The sequence below is a fragment of the Geodermatophilus sp. SYSU D00698 genome (assembly GCF_054050335.1).
This window is the reverse complement of record NZ_JBJGZD010000027.1, coordinates 36346-56446: the sequence shown is the minus strand read 5'-3', so window position 1 is coordinate 56446 and position 20101 is coordinate 36346. Positions and strand designations below refer to the sequence as shown.

General features: G+C 75.6%; 18 protein-coding genes. 11 read left to right on the top strand and 7 right to left on the bottom strand.

All coding sequences use genetic code 11. The features are described from left to right. Positions 1–155: 155 nt before the first annotated feature. Positions 156–926: an SDR family NAD(P)-dependent oxidoreductase gene (locus tag ACI8AB_RS20005; RefSeq protein WP_456951552.1), complete on the bottom strand. Its 771-nt coding sequence runs from the start codon at positions 924–926 to the stop codon at positions 156–158. A gap of 122 nt (positions 927–1048) precedes the next feature. Between ACI8AB_RS20005 and ACI8AB_RS20000 the strand changes: the two genes are divergently transcribed. The 3 genes from ACI8AB_RS20000 to ACI8AB_RS19990 are packed head-to-tail and all read left to right on the top strand — an operon-like array spanning position 1049 to position 3028. Next, positions 1049–1474, top strand: a complete 426-nt coding sequence (locus ACI8AB_RS20000; RefSeq protein ID WP_456951551.1) for a hypothetical protein — start codon at positions 1049–1051, stop codon at positions 1472–1474. Next, positions 1395–2483: an alpha/beta fold hydrolase gene (locus tag ACI8AB_RS19995; protein WP_456951550.1), complete on the top strand. Its 1089-nt coding sequence runs from the start codon at positions 1395–1397 to the stop codon at positions 2481–2483. The genes ACI8AB_RS20000 and ACI8AB_RS19995 overlap by 80 nt, the downstream gene beginning before the upstream one ends. A gap of 2 nt (positions 2484–2485) precedes the next feature. After that, positions 2486–3028, top strand: a complete 543-nt coding sequence (locus tag ACI8AB_RS19990; RefSeq protein ID WP_387990133.1) for a GNAT family N-acetyltransferase — start codon at positions 2486–2488, stop codon at positions 3026–3028. An 88-nt stretch (positions 3029–3116) separates the two neighbouring features. On the opposite strand, the gene ACI8AB_RS19985 is transcribed toward ACI8AB_RS19990, so the two are convergent. The 3 genes from ACI8AB_RS19985 to ACI8AB_RS19975 all read right to left on the bottom strand — a co-directional run bounded on the left by ACI8AB_RS19985 (position 3117) and on the right by ACI8AB_RS19975 (position 6447). Beyond that, the gene (locus ACI8AB_RS19985; RefSeq protein ID WP_456951549.1) at positions 3117–4751 is read right to left on the bottom strand and encodes an ABC-F family ATP-binding cassette domain-containing protein; all 1635 of its coding nucleotides are present in this window, start codon (positions 4749–4751) and stop codon (positions 3117–3119) included. An 84-nt stretch (positions 4752–4835) separates the two neighbouring features. Then, positions 4836–5975: an adenylate/guanylate cyclase domain-containing protein gene (locus ACI8AB_RS19980; protein WP_456951548.1), complete on the bottom strand. Its 1140-nt coding sequence runs from the start codon at positions 5973–5975 to the stop codon at positions 4836–4838. A gap of 13 nt (positions 5976–5988) precedes the next feature. Next, positions 5989–6447 (bottom strand): universal stress protein, encoded by a 459-nt coding sequence (locus tag ACI8AB_RS19975; RefSeq protein WP_387990141.1) that lies wholly within the window; start codon positions 6445–6447, stop codon positions 5989–5991. 200 nt (positions 6448–6647) lie between these two features. Here ACI8AB_RS19975 and ACI8AB_RS19970 point away from each other — a divergent pair, with 200 nt between their 5' ends. From ACI8AB_RS19970 to ACI8AB_RS19945, 6 genes are all read left to right on the top strand, one after another. Next, positions 6648–7619, top strand: coding sequence for an ABC transporter ATP-binding protein (locus ACI8AB_RS19970; RefSeq protein WP_456951547.1), 972 nt, complete (start codon positions 6648–6650; stop codon positions 7617–7619). Then, a complete protein-coding gene (locus tag ACI8AB_RS19965) occupies positions 7616–8380 on the top strand; it encodes an ABC transporter permease (protein ID WP_456903363.1) in 765 nt (254 codons plus the stop codon). The genes ACI8AB_RS19970 and ACI8AB_RS19965 overlap by 4 nt, the downstream gene beginning before the upstream one ends. A gap of 43 nt (positions 8381–8423) precedes the next feature. Beyond that, the gene (locus tag ACI8AB_RS19960) at positions 8424–9230 is read left to right on the top strand and encodes an ankyrin repeat domain-containing protein (RefSeq protein ID WP_456951546.1); all 807 of its coding nucleotides are present in this window, start codon (positions 8424–8426) and stop codon (positions 9228–9230) included. Between the two features lie 178 nt (positions 9231–9408). Further along, positions 9409–13188, top strand: coding sequence for a multifunctional oxoglutarate decarboxylase/oxoglutarate dehydrogenase thiamine pyrophosphate-binding subunit/dihydrolipoyllysine-residue succinyltransferase subunit (locus ACI8AB_RS19955; RefSeq protein WP_456951545.1), 3780 nt, complete (start codon positions 9409–9411; stop codon positions 13186–13188). A 7-nt stretch (positions 13189–13195) separates the two neighbouring features. Then, entirely contained in the window at positions 13196–13384 is a 189-nt protein-coding gene (locus tag ACI8AB_RS19950; protein ID WP_387990157.1) for a DUF6104 family protein, read from the top strand. Positions 13385–13511: 127 nt separating this feature from the next. Next, entirely contained in the window at positions 13512–14225 is a 714-nt protein-coding gene (locus tag ACI8AB_RS19945) for a metal-dependent hydrolase (protein ID WP_456951544.1), read from the top strand. An 89-nt stretch (positions 14226–14314) separates the two neighbouring features. On the opposite strand, the gene ACI8AB_RS19940 is transcribed toward ACI8AB_RS19945, so the two are convergent. Further along, positions 14315–14950: a maleylpyruvate isomerase family mycothiol-dependent enzyme gene (locus ACI8AB_RS19940; RefSeq protein ID WP_456951543.1), complete on the bottom strand. Its 636-nt coding sequence runs from the start codon at positions 14948–14950 to the stop codon at positions 14315–14317. 587 nt (positions 14951–15537) lie between these two features. Next, on the bottom strand, positions 15538–15972 hold the full coding sequence (locus tag ACI8AB_RS19935) for a hypothetical protein (RefSeq protein WP_456951542.1): 435 nt from the start codon (positions 15970–15972) through the stop codon (positions 15538–15540). Between the two features lie 140 nt (positions 15973–16112). On the opposite strand from ACI8AB_RS19935, the gene ACI8AB_RS19930 reads away from it, so the two are divergent. Both ACI8AB_RS19930 and ACI8AB_RS19925 read left to right on the top strand, forming a co-directional pair. Further along, on the top strand, positions 16113–17453 hold the full coding sequence (locus ACI8AB_RS19930) for an MFS transporter (protein WP_456951541.1): 1341 nt from the start codon (positions 16113–16115) through the stop codon (positions 17451–17453). Then, positions 17450–18901, top strand: a complete 1452-nt coding sequence (locus tag ACI8AB_RS19925; protein ID WP_456951540.1) for a pyridoxal phosphate-dependent decarboxylase family protein — start codon at positions 17450–17452, stop codon at positions 18899–18901. Before ACI8AB_RS19930 ends, ACI8AB_RS19925 begins: the two co-directional genes overlap by 4 nt. On the opposite strand, the gene ACI8AB_RS19920 is transcribed toward ACI8AB_RS19925, so the two are convergent. Beyond that, on the bottom strand, positions 18891–20084 hold the full coding sequence (locus ACI8AB_RS19920) for an NAD(P)-dependent malic enzyme (protein ID WP_456951539.1): 1194 nt from the start codon (positions 20082–20084) through the stop codon (positions 18891–18893). The two genes, ACI8AB_RS19925 and ACI8AB_RS19920, sit on opposite strands and share 11 nt — an antisense overlap. Between the last annotated feature and the right edge of the window lie 17 nt (positions 20085–20101).

Sequence of the window (20101 nt, the reverse complement as noted above, 5' to 3'; positions counted from 1 at the left end):
CTGGCGCCGACTCGACGTCGAGCTGGCCACCACCGGGCGCAACCCCCACCACGCCCCCCCCCCCCCCCCCCCCCCCCCCCCCCCCCCCCCCCCCCCCCCCCCCCCCCCCCCCCCCCCCCCCCCCCCCCCCCCCCCCCCCCCCCCCGGGACCGCGGTCAGCTGGTGAGCATGCCGCCCTCCACCGGGATCGTCGTCCCGGTGACGTAGCCGCCCGCGTCGCTGACCAGGAAGACCAGGGCGGCGGCGAGCTCCATCGGGTCGCCGGCGCGGCCGGCGAGCACCCGGCCCATCTGCTGGTCGAGGTAGCCCTCGGGGTACTGGTCGGTCATCTCCGAGGCGAAGAAGCCCGGCGCGAGCGCGTTGACCCGGATGCCCTTGCGGCCGGTCCACTGCTGGGCGAGGTCGCGGGTCAGCCCGATCAGGCCGGCCTTGCTCGCCGCGTAGGCCGCCTGTGGCAACCCGGCGGTGGTCAGGCCCAGCACGCTGGAGATGTTCACGATCGAGCTGCCCGGCTTCATCACCCGCCCGCAGGCCTGGGCCATCCAGTAGCAGCCGTTGAGGTTGACGTCGATCACCGCCCGGAACTCCTCGGGCTTCTCCCGGGTGGCCGGCGCCGCGGTGCCGATCCCCGCGTTGTTCACGAGGACGTCGACCCGGCCGAACTCGGCCATCGCGGCGTCGACCAGCGCCTGGCAGTCCTCCACCTCCGCCACGTCGGTGCGCACGGTGATCGCCCGCCGGCCCTCCGCCTCGACCGCCTCCTTCGTGGCGGCCATCCGGTCCTCGCGGCGGGCGCCCAGCGCCACGTCCGCCCCGGCCTGGGCCAGCGCCCGCGCGAACACCACGCCCAGCCCCGAGGACGCCCCCGTGACGATCGCCACCTTCCCGTCGAGCCGGAACATGTCCAGGATCGTCCTGTCCGCCACCGTGGTCTCCTCTCCCCTGCTGATCCCGTCCCCGGACCGTAACGGCGCTGTGCGGTAGATCACCGGGCGGGCGGGTAGGGAGGGCCGGCGGGCAGCAGGTCCCAGCCGTAGGAGGTACGTCGATGTCGCCGCAGGACCCCCCGGGCACCCCCTTGTGGCGGCAGGCCTTCGACGCCGCCGAGAAGCGGGTCGCGCCCCACGCCGAGAGCCTGGTGCGCACGCCGTACTTCGCCACCGGCGTCGGGCTGCTGCGCCGGGCGCAGACGCTGGCCCGGGACACCGCCCGCGGCGTCTCCGCGCGCGCCTGGCACCTGGTCAACCTGCCCGCCGGCACCGACCTCGCCCGGCTGCGCGCCCAGGTCGGCGCGCTCGACCGCGAGGTCCGGCGGCTGACCGTGCAGCTGGAGAACGAGCGCCGCCGTCCCCGGACGGCGGACGTCCCGCCCCCCTCGTCCTCGGAGGAGACCGATGCCGACGGTGCCCAGTCCCCAGGCGGTCCTCGACCGCGTCCGCCGCGACGTGGAGCGCAACGCCCTCCGCGCGCGTAACGGCATCAAGCTCGTCGCCGGCGTCGACCGGCCCGGCGTGGGGCTGACGCCCAAGGACGTCGTCTGGGAGCGCGGCCGCACGCAGCTGTGGCACTACCGCAGCGACAAGGTGCGGTACTCGCCGCCGCTGCTGATCGTGTTCAGCCTGATCAGCCGCAGCTACATCCTCGACCTCACGCCGGGGAACTCCTTCGTCGAGCAGCTGCTCGACGCGGGGTTCGACGTCTACATGGTCGACTGGGGCGAGCCCGACGCCCGGGACGCGCAGAACCGGCTCGAGGACTACGTCGACGACTACATCCCCGCCGCCGTCGAGCGGGTCCGCGAGCTGTCCGGCGCCGACGAGGTCAACCTGTTCGGCTACTGCTTCGGCGGCGACCTGACCCTGCTCTACGCCGCCCACCACCCCGATGCCCCGGTCCGCAGCCTCACCGTGCTGGCCACCCCGGTCGACTTCACGAAGATGGGGCCGATGGCCGACGTCTTCCGCGGCGGCCTCGAGGTCGACGACGTGGTCGACGAGGACGGCAACGTGCCGCCGCGGGTCGTCGTCCAGGGGTTCCGCACCCTCACCCCCACCTCCGAGGTCACCCGGTACGTGACGCTGTGGGAGCGGCTCTGGAACGACGAGTACGTGCAGGCCTACCAGGCGATGACCGGCTGGTCCGACGACCACATCCCGTTCCCCGGCGCGGCCGCCCGCGAGACGGTGCAGATGCTGGTCCGGGACAACGGGATGGTCACCGACCGGCTGACCGTCGCCGGGGACCCGGTGCACCTGTCGGACATCCGGCTGCCGTTCCTCACCGTGCGCGCCGACCGCGACCACATCGTCCCGCCGGACGCGACCGCCCCGCTGATCGACCTGGTCGGCTCGGAGGACAAGCACGAGCTGCGGCTCAACGCGGGGCACATGGGCCTGGTCGTGGGCCGGACGGCGGCGAAGACGACCGTGCCGGAGATCATCGGCTTCCTGAGGAAGCGCAGCGACGAGGCCGGGGAGGACTGACCGTGGAGGTCGTCGAGCTGGAGTCGGCGCACTGCGACGCGCTGCTGCGCTTCTTCGCGGGCCTGCCCGAGGGGGACCTGACCTTCATCGAGGAGGAGGTCACCGACCCCGACGTCGTCCGGTCCTGGGCGTCGGGCGGCGCGGGCGGACGGCGGTTCGTGGCGCTGGACGGGGACGAGGTCGCCGGCTACGTCGCGGTGCGCCCGCTGCCCGGCTGGTCCTCGCACGTCGGGGAGGTGCGGCTGGTCGTCTCCCCCACCCGGCGGGGCGCCGGCCTGGGCCGTCAGCTCGCCCGGCAGGCGCTGGTCACGGCGGTCGGCGACGGGCTGGCGAAGCTGGTCGTCGAGGTGGTCGCCGAGCAGGGCGCGGCGCTGGCGCTGTTCACCGACCTGGGCTTCACCGGGGAGGCGCTGCTGCGCGACCACATCCGGGACCGCGAGGGCAACCTGCGCGACCTCATGGTCCTGGCCCACCACGTCGACGAGACGTGGGCCGGCATGGCCACCGTCGGCCTGGACGAGGCGCTGGGCCAGGACCTGAGCTAGCAGCCGGCGCGCAGCACCTGCCGCTGTTCCGGCCTCCCTGCAGGGCCCCGCCACGAGCCTGCGAGTGGTGGGGGGGCAGGGAGGCCCTTCATTCCCTGACCCGGCCGCCGTCGACGGTGATCCGCCGGGTGGTGGCCACCGCCTCGAGCATCCGGCGGTCGTGGGTGACCAGCAGCAGCGTGCCCGGGTAGGCCGCCAGCGCCGACTCCAGCTGCTCGATCGCCGGCAGGTCGAGGTGGTTGGTCGGCTCGTCGAGGACGAGCACGTTCACCCCGCGGGCCTGCAGCAGCGCCAGCGCCGCGCGGGTGCGCTCCCCCGGCGAGAGGGTCGCCGCGGTGCGCAGCACGTGCTCGGCGGTGAGGCCGAACTTGGCCAGCAGGGTGCGCACCTCGGCGGTCGGCCAGTCCGGCACCTCGGCGGCGAAGGCGTCGAGCAGCCGCCGGTCGCCGGTGAACAGCCCGCGGGCCTGGTCGACCTCGCCGAGCCGCACCGCCGGGCCGAGCGACGCGGCGCCGGAGTCCAGCGGCACCCGGCCCAGCAGCGCGCCGAGCAGCGTCGTCTTGCCCGCGCCGTTGGGCCCGGTGATCGCCACCCGGTCGCCCCAGTCGACCTGCAGGCTCACCGGCCCGAGGGTGAAGTCCCCGCGGCGCACCACGGCGTCGCGCAGGGTGGCGACGACGGCCCCGGCCCGCGGGGCGGCGGCGATGGTCATCCGCAGCTCCCACTCCTTGCGGGGCTCCTCGACCACCTCCAGTCGCTCGAGCCGGCGCTCGGTCTGCTTGGCCTTGGCCCCCTGCTTCTCCGCCGTCGCCCGGTTGTGCGCCTTGATGTGCTTGTCGGGGTCCTTCGACTTCTTGACCGCGTCGCGGACCCCCTTGGCCAACCAGTTGCGCTGCATGCGCGCCCGGGCCTCCAGCTCGGCCCGGGTCTCCGCGTACTCCTCGTACTCCTCGCGCGCGTGCCGGCGGGCCACCTCCCGCTCGGCCAGGTAGGCCTCGTAGCCGCCGTCGACCACCCGGACCAGCTGCTGGGCGAGGTCGAGCTCGACCACGCGGGTCACCGTGCGGGCGAGGAACTCCCGGTCGTGGCTGACCACGACGACGCCGGCACGGTTGCCGGCGACGAAGCGCTCGAGCTGGTCGAGGCCGGCCAGGTCGAGGTCGTTGGTCGGCTCGTCGAGCAGCAGCACGTCGTAGCGGGACAGCAGCAGCGCGGCCAGCCCCACCCGCGCCGCCTGGCCCCCGGACAGCGCGGGCATCGCGGCGTCCGGGCCGACGCCGGGGGCGACCTCGGCGAGGACCTGCTCGAGCCGCTCGTCGAGGTCGGCGCCGCCCAGGGCCAGCCAGCGCTCCAGCGCCTCGGCGTAGGCGTCGTCGGCGCCGGGGCGGCCCTCGGCGAGGTCGGCGGTGGCGGCGTCGAGGGCGGCCTGCGCGGCGGCGACGCCGGTGCGGCGGGCCAGCGCGGCGGCGACGGTCTCGCCCTCGCGGCGGTCGCGCTCCTGCGGCAGGTGCCCGACGGTCGCCGTCGGCGGGCTCAGCGTGATCGAGCCGGAGCCGGCGGGCAGCTCGCCGGCCAGCGTGCGCAGCAGCGTGGACTTGCCGGCGCCGTTGACGCCGACCAGACCGACGACGTCACCGGGCGCGACGACGAGGTCGAGGCCGGAGAAGAGGACGCGCGCGCCGTGGCCGGCGGCCAGGCCGCGCGCGACGAGGGTGGCGCTCATGGGGGTGCTCCCGGGAGGACGGATCGGTCGGGTCGACGTCGTTCCGGGGCTCACAGCACGCGCCCACGGTAGCGCGCGGGCCGGTCAGGCGTCGCGCGCGTTCCCGTCGCCCGCCTCGTCGTCGAGGTCCCCGTCGAGGTCCCCGTCGAGGTCCCCGTCGAGGTCCTCGTCGTGGTCCCTGCCGAGCACCTCGTCGGCCATCTCGTCGAGCATCGCCTCGAGCACGTTGTCCTCCTCCCCCGCCGGGCGGCGGCGGACGAGCCAGGGCCGGAGGTGGTCGTAGCCGCGCACCGACACCCGGCGCAGCGGCCGCACCCGGTAGCGGGGGTGCCCCCGCAGGCGGCGGGCGAGCTCGCGGTCGACCAGCACCGTCCCGGCGCGGGCCACCGAGGTCAGCCGGCTGGCCAGGTTGACCACCGGCGAGTAGACGTCGCCGAGCCGGGTGAGCACCGTGCCGTAGGCGGCGCCGACCCGCAGCGGCGGCCGGTCGGGGGCGTCCCACGCCTCGGGCAGGGTCAGCCCGATCTCGACGGCGTCGGCGGCGGAGGCGGCGGTGTAGAGGACGCCGTCGCCGACGGTCTTCACCACCCGGCCGTGCGAGCGGGCGATGACCTCGGTCGCGGTCGCCTCGAACGCCTCGACCATCGCGCCGAGCTCGCGGGCGGCCATGCCGCGGGAGCGGGAGGTGTAGCCGACCAGGTCGGCGAACCCGACGGCGAGCTCGCGGCGGTCGCCGGGCTCGCCGGTCGCCAGCACCCGGTCGATGTTGGCCGCGAGGTGCCGGCGCCACACGTAGTCCTGGGTGCGGGCCAGCAGCGGGAGCAGCACGTCGGCCGCGGCGACCGGGTCGACGGCCTCGGGGCCGAGCTCGCGGGCCTGCCGGGTGAGGACGTCGGCGAGCAGGTCGGTCTGCCAGTCGGCCAGCCGCGACAGCGCCTGTCCGGTGGCCCGGGCGATCGAGGCCTCGGTGTCGGGGTCGACGAAGCCGGAGTCGATGAGCGCCGACAGGGTCCCCAGCGCCCCGACGTCGGCGAGGGTGAAGGCCGGGTCGTCGTCGGCGACGTCGGGGAAGCCCAGCGCGCGCCACAGCCGCTGGGTCCGCTCGGGCGGCATGCCCGCGGCCGCGGCCACCTCCAGCCGGGTCAGCCGGCGCGGGCCGCCGAGCAGCAGCCGCTCCAGGGCCTCCCGGACGGCGTCACGGTCCGGGCCGGACAGGGGGTCCACGTCCGCCCCCGGGTCAGCCCGTCGTGTGGACGACGAGCACGTCGCAGGCCGAGCGGCGCGTGGCGTCGGCCGGCACCGAGCCCAGCAGCCGGCCCCGGATGCCGTTGAGCCCGCGGTTGCCGACCACCAGCAGGTCGGCGTCCTCGCGCCGGACGACGTCGAGCAGCGCCTCCACCGGCGACCCGAGGACGGCGACGGTGCGCACGTCGCCGGCGCCCGCCTCCGACGCCACCTCACCGGCGTGCCGCACGGTCTCCTCGGCGGGGGTCGAGCCGACCACCTGGTAGGCCTCGTCCCCCAGCACGTCCCGGGCCCGGGACAGCTCCCGGTCGTCCTCCTCGGTGGGCAGGTGGGCGCAGGCCACGACGAGGGTCGCCCCGCAGGCGCCGGCGAGTGCACCGGCCCGCGCGACCGCGCGCAGCGAGGACTCCGAGCCGTCCGTCCCGACCACGACCGTCCGATACGCGCTCACGGCGCGCACTGTAGTGATCGCGCCGCGCCGCTGTGCCGCCGGTCACGGCCGGGCACCCGATCGGGCTGCCGGGAAACGGCTGGTGGACGGAGGGTTGCCGGGCCGTGACCGGCGGCGCGCCGCTCCCCCGGGACCTCGGCGGCGTCCCCGGCGTGGGCCAGGATGGCGACCGCACGGGGACCCGACGGCCGAGGAGGACCATGACCAGCGCGACCCCCGGACGCCCGGGACCGGTGCGGGTCGAGGTGGCCGGCCTGAGCAAGACCTTCGGCACGGTGCGGGCCGTCTCCGACCTCGGCTTCACCGTGGAGCCGGGCTCGGTGACCGGCTTCCTCGGCCCCAACGGCGCGGGCAAGACGACGACGCTGCGGATGGTCCTCGGGCTGGTCACACCCGACGCCGGCACCGCGACCTTCGACGGCGTCCCCTACGCGGCCCTGCGCGAGCCGGTGCGCACCGTCGGCGCCGTCCTCGAGACCGCGTTCCACCCCGCCCGCTCCGGCCGCGACCACCTGCGCGTGTACTGCCGCGCCGCCGGGCTGCCCGTCTCCCGCGCCGACGAGGTGCTCGAGCGGGTCGGGCTCACCGCCGCCGGGCGCCGCCGCGCCGGCGGCTACTCCCTGGGCATGCGGCAGCGGCTGGCGCTGGCCACCGCCCTGCTCGGCGACCCGCCGGTGCTCGTGCTCGACGAGCCGGCCAACGGCCTGGACCCCGAGGGCATCCTCTGGCTGCGCGGGTTCCTGCGGCACCTCGCCCACGACGAGGGCCGCACGATCCTCGTGTCCAGCCACCTGCTGGCCGAGGTCGAGCAGACCGCCGACCGCGTGGTCATCGTCGGCGCCGGCCGGCTGGTGCGGCAGGGCTCGATCGCCGAGCTGCGCGCCGGGACGTCCGGGGGCAGCGTGCTCGCCCGCAGCCCCGAGGCCGACCGGCTGGCCGCCGTCCTCACGGGGGCGGGCATCCCCGCCACCCGCGGCGACGACGGCCTGGTCACCGTCACCGGGACGACGACGGCCGACGTCGGCGCCCGCGCCTTCGCCGCCGGGGTCGAGCTGCACGAGCTGCGCGCCGAGACCACCGGCCTCGAGGACCTCTACTTCCGGCTCACCGCCGGCCAGGAGCAGTTCGCCGCCGGCCCGGCCGCCGCGACCACCGAGGGAGCCGCCCGATGACCGCGCTGGTGCGCGCCGAGTGGACCAAGCTGTTCACCACCCGTGTGTGGATCGGCCTGCTGGCCGGCGCCTGCCTCATGGCCGGCGGCTTCGCCGCGCTGTTCACCGGCCTGGCCGGCGCCGAGCAGGACGGCCAGCCGGGGCTGCCCGCGGTGGGGACGCCGGAGTACGAGGAGGTCGTCTTCTCCGTCGCGGCCAACGCCAGCGTCTTCTTCCTGATCCTCGGCATCATCGGGATGACCGCCGAGTACCGGCACCGCACCGCGACGCCGACCTTCCTCACCACCCCGCGCCGCGGGCGGGTGGTCACCGGCAAGCTGCTCGCCTACGCCGCCGCGGCCGTCCCGTTCGCGCTGCTCGTGCTGGTCGTCGACGCCGTCGTCGTGCTGGTCTACGCCGGTGCCCGCGGAGCGGCGCCGTCGCTGGACGCGGACAACCTGCGGACGCTGGGCGCGGCCGGGCTGGTGCTCGTCGTCTTCGCCGTCATCGGCGTGGGCGTCGGCGCGCTGCTGCGCAACCAGGTCGGCGCGATCGTCGGCGCGCTGGTCTACCTGTACGTGGCCGAGCCGATCATCTCCTCGATCGGCGCGATCCAGGGCGCCTACAAGTGGCTGCCCGGCGGTGCGGTGCAGGCGATCACCTCCGACTTCCAGGCCCCGGACCTGCTGGAGCCGTGGCAGGGGGGCCTGCTGCTGCTCGGTTACGGTCTGCTGGCGGCCCTGCTCGGCACCTTCCTCGCCGTCCGCCGCGACGTCGGCTAGCCGTCGCCGGCCTCCCCGAACCCGCACCGAGAGGTCCTCCCGCATGACCACCCGCATGACCGTGCAGCGCCTGGGCCGGTTGGTGGCCGACGGCGACGCCGAGGCCGTCCGCAGCGCCGTCGCCGAGACGCCGCGGCTGCTGACCGGCGCGGTCGACCACGACGGCGACGGCGGCTGGACCCCGCTGCACCTGGCCGTCGCGCAGGGCCGCGAGGACGTGGTCGGGGTGCTGGTCGAGGCCGGTGCCGACCTCGCCGCGCGCACCGAGTCCGGCCGCACGCCGCTGCACGTCGCCGTCGAGCACGCCCCGCAGCTGGTGCCCGTCCTCACCGGGCTGGGCGCGGCCGTCGACGCCGCGGCCGCCGCCTACCTCGACGACACCGGCCGGCTCGCCGCCGAGCTCGACGCCGGGGCGCCGCTGACCGACGCCGCGGGCGGCTGGGACCTGCTGACGCTCGCCGCCGCCGGCGGGGCGGCGGGCGCGCTCCGCCTGCTGCTCGACCGCGGCGCCGACCCCGACGGCGGCGCGCTGGCCGCGGCGGCCGCCGCCGGCCGCCCGGACCTGGTCCGCGGGCTGCTCGACGCCGGCGCCACCGTCGGCCGCCGGGACCCCGACACCGGCCGCACGGCGCTGCACGAGGCGGTCGCGGCCGGCCCGGGCGACGACGCGCCCGAGGTCGTGCGGCTGCTGCTGGCCGCCGGGGCCGACGTCAACGCCACCACCAGCGACGGCGCCAGCGCCCTGGACATCGGCCGGGTCGCGGCGGCCCGCCACCGGCGCGACGCTGGTCAGGCGGGCGCCCGGGACGCGCTCGTCGACCTGCTCGTCGCCTCCGGCGCGACCGACTGACCGGCCCCCGACCAGCGGCGTCCGGAACGCGGACGGCCTGCTCCGTCCGGTTCCGGAGAACCGGACGGGCGTAGACTCCAACCCCGGTCCAGCGACGTCCACCGACGACGAAGAAGGCACTCGCCCCGTGTCACGCGACAACTCATCCCGACCGTCCACCACCTCGTCCTCCTCCGCGGTGGCGGGCTTCGGCACCAACGAGTGGCTGGTCGAGGAGATGTACCAGCAGTACCTCGCCGACCCGTCCAGCGTGGACCAGGCCTGGCACGACTTCTTCGCCGACTACCGGCCGGGCAGCCCGGTCGCCGCGAGCGACGACCGTGAGCAGGCCCCCGCCGGCAACGGCGCCGCCGCGCAGCCGGCCCCCGCCGCCGCCCCCGAGCGCCCCGCGGCCGCCGACGCCGCCGCCTCGGCTCCGCCGGCCGCCGCCCCCGCGGCGCCGTCCCCGGCCCCGGCGCGCGCCACCCCGGTCCCCGAGCGCACGGAGGCCACCGTGGTCGACCAGGCCGCCGACCGCGCCGACCAGAAGGCGAAGGCCGCGCCCGCCCCGGCGAGGCCCGCCCCGGCCGCCAAGCCCGCCCCGGCCGCCGCCGCCGACGGCCCGAAGCGGATCCCGCTGCGGGGTGCGGCGGCCAGCGTCGTCAAGAACATGAACGCCTCGCTCACCGTGCCGACGGCGACGAGCGTGCGGGCGGTGCCGGCCAAGCTGCTGGCCGACAACCGCATCGTCATCAACAACCACCTGAAGCGCTCGCGCGGCGGGAAGGTCTCGTTCACCCACCTGATCGGCTACGCGCTGGTCCGGGCGCTGGACGACTTCCCGAACATGAACGCGGCCTTCGCCGAGGTCGACGGCAAGCCGACCCTGGTGCAGCCCGAGCACGTCAACTTCGGCCTCGCCATCGACCTGCCGAAGGCCGACGGCTCCCGCTCGCTCGTCGTCGCCTCGATCAAGGCCGCCGAGCAGATGGACTTCGCCCAGTTCTGGGGCGCCTACGAGGACGTCATCCGCCGCGCCCGCGCCGGCAAGTTGACCCTCGAGGACTTCTCCGGCACCACGATCAGCCTGACCAACCCCGGCACCATCGGCACCGTCCACTCGGTGCCGCGGCTGACCGCCGGCCAGGGCGCGATCATCGGCGTCGGCGCGATGGAGTACCCGGCCGAGTTCCAGGGGATGAGCCCCGAGGCGCTGACCGAGCTCGGCGTCTCGAAGATCATCACGCTGACCTCGACCTACGACCACCGGATCATCCAGGGCGCCGAGTCCGGCGACTTCCTGCGCCGGCTGCACCAGCTGCTGCTCGGCGAGGACGGCTTCTACGACGAGGTCTTCCGGTCGCTGCGCCTCCCCTACGAGCCGGTGCGCTGGATGCCGGACGTGCGGGTGAGCCGCGAGGGGCAGATCGACAAGGAAGCCCGGGTCATCGAGGTCATCGAGTCCTACCGGCGCAACGGCCACCTCATGGCCGACACCGACCCGCTCGAGTTCAAGGTCCGCAGCCACCCCGACCTGGACATCCTCCAGCACGGCCTCACGCTGTGGGACCTCGACCGGCCCTTCCCCGTCGGCGGGTTCGTCGGCGAGAAGGTCATGCCGCTGCGCGACATCCTCGGCGTGCTGCGCAACTCCTACTGCCGCACCGTCGGCGTGGAGTACATGCACATCACCGACCCGGAGGAGCGCGAGTGGCTGCAGAAGCGCATCGAGCTCAAGGCCGAGCAGCCCGACCGGGAGAAGCAAAAGCACATCCTCGGCCGGCTCAACGCCGCTGAGGCGTTCGAGACCTTCCTGCAGACCAAGTACGTCGGCCAGAAGCGGTTCAGCCTCGAGGGCGGCGAGTCGGTCATCCCGATCCTCGACGAGGTCCTCATCGCCGGCACCGACCACGGCCTCGACGAGGTCGCGATCGGCATGGCCCACCGCGGCCGGCTCAACGTGCTGGCCAACGTCCTCGGCAAGAGCTACTCGAAGATCTTCGGCGAGTTCGAGGGCAACATCGACCCCGGCACGGTCCAGGGCTCGGGCGACGTCAAGTACCACCTCGGCGCCGAGGGCACCTTCGAGAACCCGTTCGAGCCGGGTGCCCAGATCGCCGTCTCGCTGGCCAGCAACCCCTCGCACCTGGAGACGGTCAACCCCGTCCTCGAGGGCATCACCCGCGCCAAGCAGGACATGATCGACAAGGGCGAGCAGGGCTTCACCGTCCTGCCGGTCCTGCTGCACGGCGACTCCGCCTTCGCCGGCCAGGGCGTCGTCCAGGAGACGCTGAACCTGTCCCAGCTGCGCGGTTACCGCACCGGCGGCACCGTGCACGTGGTCATCAACAACCAGGTCGGCTTCACCACCAGCCCGGCCGCGGCCCGCTCGAGCCTGTACTCGACCGACGTCGCGCGGATGGTCAACGCGCCGGTCTTCCACGTCAACGGCGACGACCCCGAGGCGTGCGTGCGCGTGGCCCGGCTGGCCGTCGAGTACCGGCAGGCGTTCAAGAAGGACGTCGTCATCGACCTGGTCTGCTACCGCCGCCGCGGGCACAACGAGGGCGACGACCCGTCGATGACCCAGCCGCTGATGTACGACATCATCGACCGCAAGCGCTCGGTCCGGAAGCTGTACACCGAGGCGCTGGTCGGCCGCGGCGACATCACGCTGGGCGAGGCCGAGGAGGCCCTGAAGGACTACCGCGACCAGCTGGAGCGGGCCTTCGCCGAGACCCACGACGCGACCGAGACCCCGAAGCCGCAGCCGGTCATGGACCAGCCGGCCCAGCAGGTCTCGGCCGTCGCCACCGCCATCACCCCCGAGGTGATGAAGGCGATCGGCGACGCGCACGTCTCGCTGCCGCCGGACTTCACCCCGCACCCCAAGCTCAAGCGGCTGCTCGAGCGGCGCGCGGCGATGGTCAGCGAGGGCGGCATCGACTGGGCGATGGGCGAGCTGCTGGCCTTCGGGTCGCTGCTCATGCAGGGCGTGCCGGTGCGGCTGGCCGGTCAGGACTCCCGCCGCGGCACGTTCGTGCAGCGCCACTCGGTGCTCATCGACCGGGAGACCGCCGCCGAGTACACGCCGCTGGCGCACCTGGCCGAGGACCAGGCGAAGTTCTTCGTCTACGACTCGCTGCTGTCCGAGTACGCGGCGCTGGGCTTCGAGTACGGCTACTCGGTGGCCAACCCCAAGGCGCTGGTCCTCTGGGAGGCGCAGTTCGGCGACTTCGTCGACGGCGCGCAGATGGTCATCGACGAGTTCATCTCCTCCGGCGAGGCCAAGTGGGGCCAGCGCTCCGGCGTGACCATGCTGCTGCCGCACGGCCTCGAGGGGCAGGGCCCGGACCACTCCAGCGGCCGCATCGAGCGGTTCCTCCAGCTGTGCGCCGAGAACAACATGACCGTCGCCAACTGCTCGACGCCGGGCAACTACTTCCACCTGCTGCGCCGGCAGGCGCTCTCCGACGTGCACCGGCCGCTGGTCGTGTTCACGCCGAAGTCGCTGCTGCGGGCCAAGGCGGCGGTCAGCCCGGTCGCGGACTTCACCGACGAGGGCTTCCGCCCGGTGCTCGGCGACCCGGGTGTCGGCGGCGAGCCGCTCGACGACGCCGCGGTGCGCCGGGTGCTGCTGTGCAGCGGCAAGGTCGCCTACGACCTGTTCGCGCAGCGGGAGAGCGAGGGCCGCGCGGACACCGCGATCCTGCGGGTCGAGCAGCTCTACCCGCTGCCGGCCGAGCAGATCGCCGAGGCGGTCGGCCGCTACCCGAACGCGCAGGACCTGGTCTGGGTGCAGGAGGAGCCGGCGAACATGGGCGCCTGGTCGTTCATGGCGCTCAACCTCCCCGAGCACCTCGGCGGCCGGACGCTGCGGCGGGTCAGCCGGAAGGCCTCGGCCAGCCCGGCGGTCGGCTCGGCGAAGGTCCACGAGGTGGAGCAGAAGGAGCTCATCGCGAGCGCCTTCGCGGACTGAGCCCGGCGTGTACTTCACCGACCGCGGGCTGGAGGAGCTGGCCGACCGGCGCGGCGAGGAGCAGGTGACCCTCGCCTGGCTGGCCGACCAGCTGCGGGCCTTCGTCGACCAGCACCCCGACTTCGAGGTGCCGGTCGAGCGGCTGGCCACGTGGCTGGCGCGCGGCGGCACCGACGACGTCGACGACCTCGACTAGACGAAGGACCCTCACGAGATCGGCGGTCCCGCCCGCTCCGGCCACCCGGAGGCGGCGGACCGCCGATCTCGTCGTCTCCGGAGCGCGCCTGCGCCGGCCGGGCCGCGGACGACGGCACGCTGTGTCCGTGCTCGGTCACTCGCACGCCCTGTCCGGACTCGCGGCCGGGGCGGCGACCCTGCCCTGGGCGCCCGTCGAGGGCACCGTCGCCCAGGTCGCGTGGGTCGCCGCCGTCGGCGGGTTCGCCATGCTGCCCGACCTCGACCACACCGGCTCCACGGTCTCGGACATGTGGGGGCCGGTGACCGACGTGCCCTCCGGCGCGATCGGCCGGCTGGCCGGCGGGCACCGCTGGGGCACCCACGACGCCGTCCTGGCGCCGCTGGCCTTCGGCGCGCTCGCGCTGGCCGCGGCGAACCTGTTCTGGGCCAGCCTCGTGGTCATGGCGCTGGGCATCGGGCTGGCGCTGCGGGCGCTGCACTTCGTCATCCCCGGCCGGGCGGAGAACACCGTCGTCGGCAACCTGCTGCTCTCCTTCGGCGGCGCCTGGCTGCTGCTGGCGCACAGCCCGCAACCGACGTGGCTGCCCTACGCGGTGGGGCTCGGCGTCCTGACCCACATCGCGGGCGACCTGATCACCAGGCAGGGCGTGCCGCTGCCGGTGCTGTGGCTGGCCAAGCGGCGGCGGCTCGCGCTCACCCCGATGCGCACCGGGACGACGCTGGAGAAGGCGGTGCTGGCGCCGCTGTTCCTCGGCGTCGCGGTGTGGTCCCTCTACGCCAACACCGGCGTCCGCGAGACCGTGGACCCCTACCTGGCCGACCTGCTCAGCCTCGGCTGAGGTCGGCAGCAGGGTGTGATCCTCTGTGCGTGAGTGCGGCTACCCGATGTGAGCGGTGTGGTGCGCGTTGGCGCTCCCGCGCCCGGCGGCTACAGGCGCGCTCGCACATCGGCCACGCCCGTACCAGCGAGCTCGGGCAGGGCGGCGGTTCGGCCGGAGAGGGTGGTGAGGAGCGCGGTGGCCGGTCCGGAGACCTGGGCGCCCTCGCCGTGGTGCCAGTCGGTGTCGGTGGCCGAGAACGCCAGCCCGTCGAGGATGCCCGGCGGCAGCGAGCGACGGGCGCGGGGGCTGGTCAGCTGCTCGAGGGCGACCCGGGCGTTCCCCGGGTCGGTCGGGGATGGCACCCCGAGCGGCCGGTAGACGTCCTGGGCGTGGATGACCAGGTGACTCAGCGGCGCCTCGACGGGTGCGCCGGGCACGGAGAAGGTGCGGTGCTCGGTCTTCCGCAGGCCGGCGACCACCTCGGCCGGTGTCCGTGTGTCCGTGGTCGCCCAGCGGTCGGCGGCGCGGTCGAAGTCGAATCCGGCGCGCAGCATCATCAGCAGGAACCGGGGTGCCGAGAGCTCGTACGGCATGAGCAGGTGCACGACGAGGTCTCGCACCGCCCAGCCGGCGCACAGGCTGGGGGTGTCCCACTGCTCCTCGTCGAGCCCGTCGAGCACGTGGAGCAGTCGGGTGCGCTCGGTCTGGACGCGCGCGTCCACGTCCTGCTTGATCTCGGTCACCTGGATCCCTCTCGTTGCCCTTGCCGGCCCGCCGACGCCGAGTCCTCGCCGTCCAGTGGAAGGACGGCCGTCGGTGCCAGGAGTCATCGCTGGCGCGAGTCTCACCCGTACAGGGGATCCGTACCGGCCGCGCCACGCACGGACTCACGCACATCTGGCACACCCGCTGGTGGCAGCCGCTGCTCGCCGGCGCGCTGCGGGTGGTCGCCGCGGCGCTGTGGACGGGCGTCGACTCGGGCCGGCCCCACTGGCGGCCCCGGCGACGGCGGTGGGACCGGGCGCCGCTGCTGGTCGTCGCGTCCTACGGCTGCGTCGCCTGGCTCGCCGCCTCCGGTGCCGGCGAGTCCACCCGGCTGCCAGCGGCCTGTTCCTGCTCGTCGCCTCGCCGCTGCTGCTCGGCCTGGTGCTGACCGGCTGCCTCCTGCCCCTCCCCCGCCACCGGCCCCGGTCCTCGAGGGCTGGGAGTGGCTGCTCTGGTGCCCGGTGCTGCTGGCTGCCGCGTGGGCCCCGGCCCGCCGCGCCGCGGTCGGCGTGGGGGTGGTGTCCCTGGTGGCCCGGGCCCGCGCGGGGACCGTGCCGGGCCGAGGTCAGCCGGCGCGCGTCATCGTGGACTCGTAGCCGCCGCCGGGCCAGCGCCAGGCGCCCTCGTTGACCGTGCCGTCGGGGCTCCAGCGCCCCTCGTAGCGGGCCGGGGAGTCGGTGCCGCCGAACCAGATCCGGAGGACGTCGTCCTCGACCCGGTAGGTGTACTCGAGCAGCTCCCCGCCGGCTCCGAAGTAGTGCGAGCGCAGCTCGCCGGCGGCCTCGTCCCAGCCGATGTACTCCACCCCGCGGGTGGGGTCGTCGCCGCGCAGGTCCACGTGCTGGACCAGCCAGTTGCCGCCGTCCATCCACTCGTAGCGGACCTCCCCGCGCGGGCCGCCGGGGCCCGAGACGGTCCAGGTGCCGACGAGCCGGTCGAGGCTGCGCAGCGCCGCCGTGCGGGCCTCGGGGGCGGTGGGGGTGCTCGGGTCGGGGTCCATGGTCGCCTCCTGGGTGGGCGGGGCCGGGCGCCGTCGCGGGGCCACACGGGGAGGACCGCCCGGCGGCCCGTCCCTCATCGGTGGAACCCGGGGAGGGTTCCGAGACCGTGCCGCGCCGACGGCGGCTACGGTCCCCCGCTGTGACCGCCGTCGCACCGCGCCTGTCCCGGGGCACCCACCTCGGCTACGCCCTGGGCTCGATCGGGACGGCGGCCTTCGGCACGGTGCCCGGCCTGCTGCTGCTCCACTACCTGACCGACGAGCTGGGCGTCGCCGCCGGGCTGGCCGGGCTGGTGGTGTTCGCGCCCAAGGCCTGGGACGTGCTGCTCAACCCGTGGGTCGGCAGCCGCTCGGACCGGACGGCGGGCCGCTGGGGGCCGCGCCGGCCGTGGATGCTGGCCGGCGGGCTCGCCCTGCCGCCGCTGTTCGTCCTCGTGTTCGCCGGCCCCGGCGCCCCGCCCGCGGCGGCCGCGGCGTGGGTGGCGGTCACCTTCCTGCTCGCCGCGACCGCCTACGGCTGCTTCCAGGTGCCCTACGTGGCCCAGCCGGCCGAGATCACCGACGACCCCGGCGAGCGGTCGACGCTCATGTCCTGGCGGGTGGCCGCGCTGGCGCTGGGCATCCTGCTCGCCGGCGCCGGCGCGCCCGCGGTGGTCGACCTGGCCGGCGGCGGGCGAGCCGGGCACCTGGCCATGGCGGTCTTCGTGGCGGTGCTGCTGGCCGCCGGGATGCTCGGCGCCGTGGCCGGCACGCGGCGGGCGCCCACCCTCACCCGCGTCGGGAGCGAGGGGCGCCTGGGCGCCACGCTCGTCGTCGCCTGGCGGTCCCGGCCGTTCCGGGTGCTGCTCACCGGCTTCGTCGTCCAGGCGCTGGGGATCGGGGTGATGCTCGCCGGCGTCCCCTACTACTCCGAGCACGTGCTCGGCGACGCCGCGGCCGGCTCGGTGCTGTTCGCCGCGCTGGTGGGCCCGGCGATCCTCGTCATGCCGCTGTGGCTGCGGGTGAGCCGGCGGCTGGGCAAGCGCACCGGGCTGCTGGTGTCCTCGGCGCTGTTCGCGGCCGGGGCCGGGGCGCTCGCGCTGGTCGGCACCGGCGGCACCGGGCCGGCCGTCGCGCTGGTCGTGCTGGTCGGGGTCGGCTACGCGGGCATGCAGATGTTCCCGCTGGCGATGCTCCCCGACGTCGTCGCCGCCGACGAGGCCGCCTCCGGCCGCCGGCGGGCCGGCGTCTTCACCGGCGTGTGGACGGCGGCCGAGACGCTCGGTCTCGCCGTCGGGCCGGGCCTGCTCGGGCTGCTGCTCGCCGCGGCCGGCTACGTCTCCTCCACCGGCGGCGACGCCGTCCAGTCCGGCGGCGCGGTGCTCGCCGTCCGGCTGGGCTTCACCGTCGTCCCGGCGCTGTTCGTGCTGGCCAGCCTGCCGGTGCTGGCCCGCTACCGGCTCCACCCCGTCCCCGCCCGGCCCCAGGAGGTCCCCGCGTGACGCCGCAGGAGGTGCTGGCCGAGCTCACCGCGCTGCAGGCCGGCGACGTGCCCACCCACGGGGGCTCGACGATGGCCTACGTCTACGACTCCGGGCTGGCCGGCGTCGAGGACCTCGCCGCGGCCGCGCAGGCCGCGTTCCAGTGGACCAACGCGCTCGACCCGACCGCCTTCCCCAGCGTCGCCCGCATCGAGGACGACCTGGTGGGCGCGGCGGCCGACCTGCTCGGCGGCGGGCCGGCGACGGTCGGCACGGTCACCAGCGGCGGCACCGAGAGCTGCCTGCTGGCGGTGCTGGCCGCCCGCGAGCGGTGGCGGGCGCGCGGCGGCACCGGGCGGCCGCGGCTGGTCCTGCCGGTCACCGCGCACGCCGCGTTCCGCAAGGCCGCGCACCTGTTCGACCTCGAGGTGGCCGACGTCGCCGTCGACCCGGTCACCTGCCGGGCGCTCCCCTCCGCGGTGGCGGACGCCCTCGACGCCCGCGCCGCGCTGCTGGTCGTCAGCGCGCCGTCCTACCCGCACGGCGTGCTCGACCCCGTCGGCGAGGTGGCCGCCCTGGCCGCCGCCGCGGGCGTCCCCTGCCACGTCGACGCCTGCATCGGCGGCTGGGTGCTGCCCTTCCTCGACGACGTCCCGGAGCCCTTCGACCTGTCGGTGCCCGGCGTGACCTCGCTGTCGGTGGACCTGCACAAGTACGGCTACGCGCCCAAGGGCGTCTCGGTGCTGCTCACCGCCGAGCCCGAAATGCGGCAGGGGCACTGGTTCAGCACCGCCGGCTGGCCCGGCTACCCGGTGGTCAACCCGACGCTGGCCGGCACCCGCCCGGCCGGGCCGATGGCCGCCGCGTGGGCGGTGCACCGGTGGCTGGGCCGCGACGGCTACGCCGACCTGGCGCGGGCCACCAGGGCGGCCACGGTGGCGCTCGCCGAGGGCGCGGCGGCGATCCCCGGCCTGCGGGTGGTCGGGACGCCGGTGGCCACGCTGGTCGCGCTGGCGCAGGACGGCCCGGACGGCGTCGACGTGCTCAACCTCGCCGACGAGGCCACCGCCCGCGGCTGGCTGCTGCAGCCGCAGCCGCCGTTCGCCCAGCCCGGCGGCGCGGACCTGCCGGCCACGCTGCACCTCACCGTCACCGGCGCCACGGCCGGCCGGGTGGACGCCCTGCTCGCCGACCTCGCCGACGCCGCCCGGGCGGCCGCGGCGCTGCCCCCGCCGGTGGCCGACCCGGCCCTGGTGGCGGCGGCCGCCACCATCGACCCCGCGGCGCTCACCGTCGCCGAGGTCGACGCGCTGCTGGAGGTCGCCGGTGTCGGAGGCGGCCGGCTGCCCGAGCGGATGGCGCCGGTGCACGCCCTGGTGGCCGCCCTCCCCCGCCCGGTGGCCGAGCGGCTGCTCGCCGGCGTCCTCGACCTGGTCTACCGGCCCCGCCGGGCGGCGCTCAGCGGGTGACGCCCTGCTCCCGGGCGCAGGCGGCCACGGCCTCGGCGACCGCGGTGGCCACCCGCCGGTCCAGCGGGCTGGGCACCACGTGGCCGGGCGCGAGGTCGTCGCCGACGACGCCGGCGATCGCCTCGGCGGCGGCCAGCTTCATCTCCTCGGTGATGGCCGTCGCGCCGGCGTCGATGGCGCCGCGGAACACCCCGGGGAAGGCCAGCACGTTGTTGATCTGGTTGGGCAGGTCGCTGCGCCCGGTGGCGACGACGGCGGCGTGGCGCGCGGCCATCTCCGGGTCGACCTCCGGCGTCGGGTTGGCCAGGGAGAACACGATGCAGCCGGGCGCCATCGAGGCGATCGCGGCCTCGGGCACCGAGCCGCCGGACAGGCCGAGGTAGACGTCGGCACCCTCGAGCGCGCCGGTCATCGTGCCCGCGTACCCCGAGCGGTTGGTGTTCTCGGCGACCCAGCGCTTCACCGGCGTCAGGTCCTCGCGGCCGGTGTGCAGCACGCCGCGGGAGTCGGCGACGCAGATGTCACCGACCCCGGCGCCGAGCAGGATCTTCGTGCAGGCGATGCCCGCCGCGCCGGCGCCGGCCACGACCACCCGGAGGTCGGCCAGGGTGCGGCCGGTGACCCGGGCGGCGTTGCGCAGCGCGGCGAGCACGACGATCGCCGTCCCGTGCTGGTCGTCGTGCATGACCGGCACGTCGAGCCGCTCGCGCAGCCGGTCCTCGACCTCGAAGCAGCGCGGGGCGCTGATGTCCTCGAGGTTGATCCCGCCGAACGACGGCGCGATCGCGGCGACGGTCTCGACGATCTCGTCGACGTCGGTGGTCGACAGCACGATCGGCACCGCCGACAGCCCGGCGAACTCGCTGAACAGGCAGGCCTTGCCCTCCATCACCGGCAGCGCCGCGGCCGGGCCGATGTCGCCCAGGCCCAGGACGGCGGTGCCGTCGGAGACCACCGCGACCACCCGCGGGGCCCAGGTGAACCGGCGGGCCAGCGCGGGTTCCGCGGCGATCGCGCTCGAGACGCGGGCGACGCCCGGGGTGTAGGTGAGCGCGAGGTCCTCGCGGGTCTCGATCGGCCGGGTAGGGCGCACCGCGAGCTTGCCGCCCTCGTGCACGGCGAACGCCGCGTCCCCGCTGAAGCGGTCGGCACTGTCCCCGGCGGAGCCCGTCGCTGCGCTCATGGCCTCGACAGGGTAGT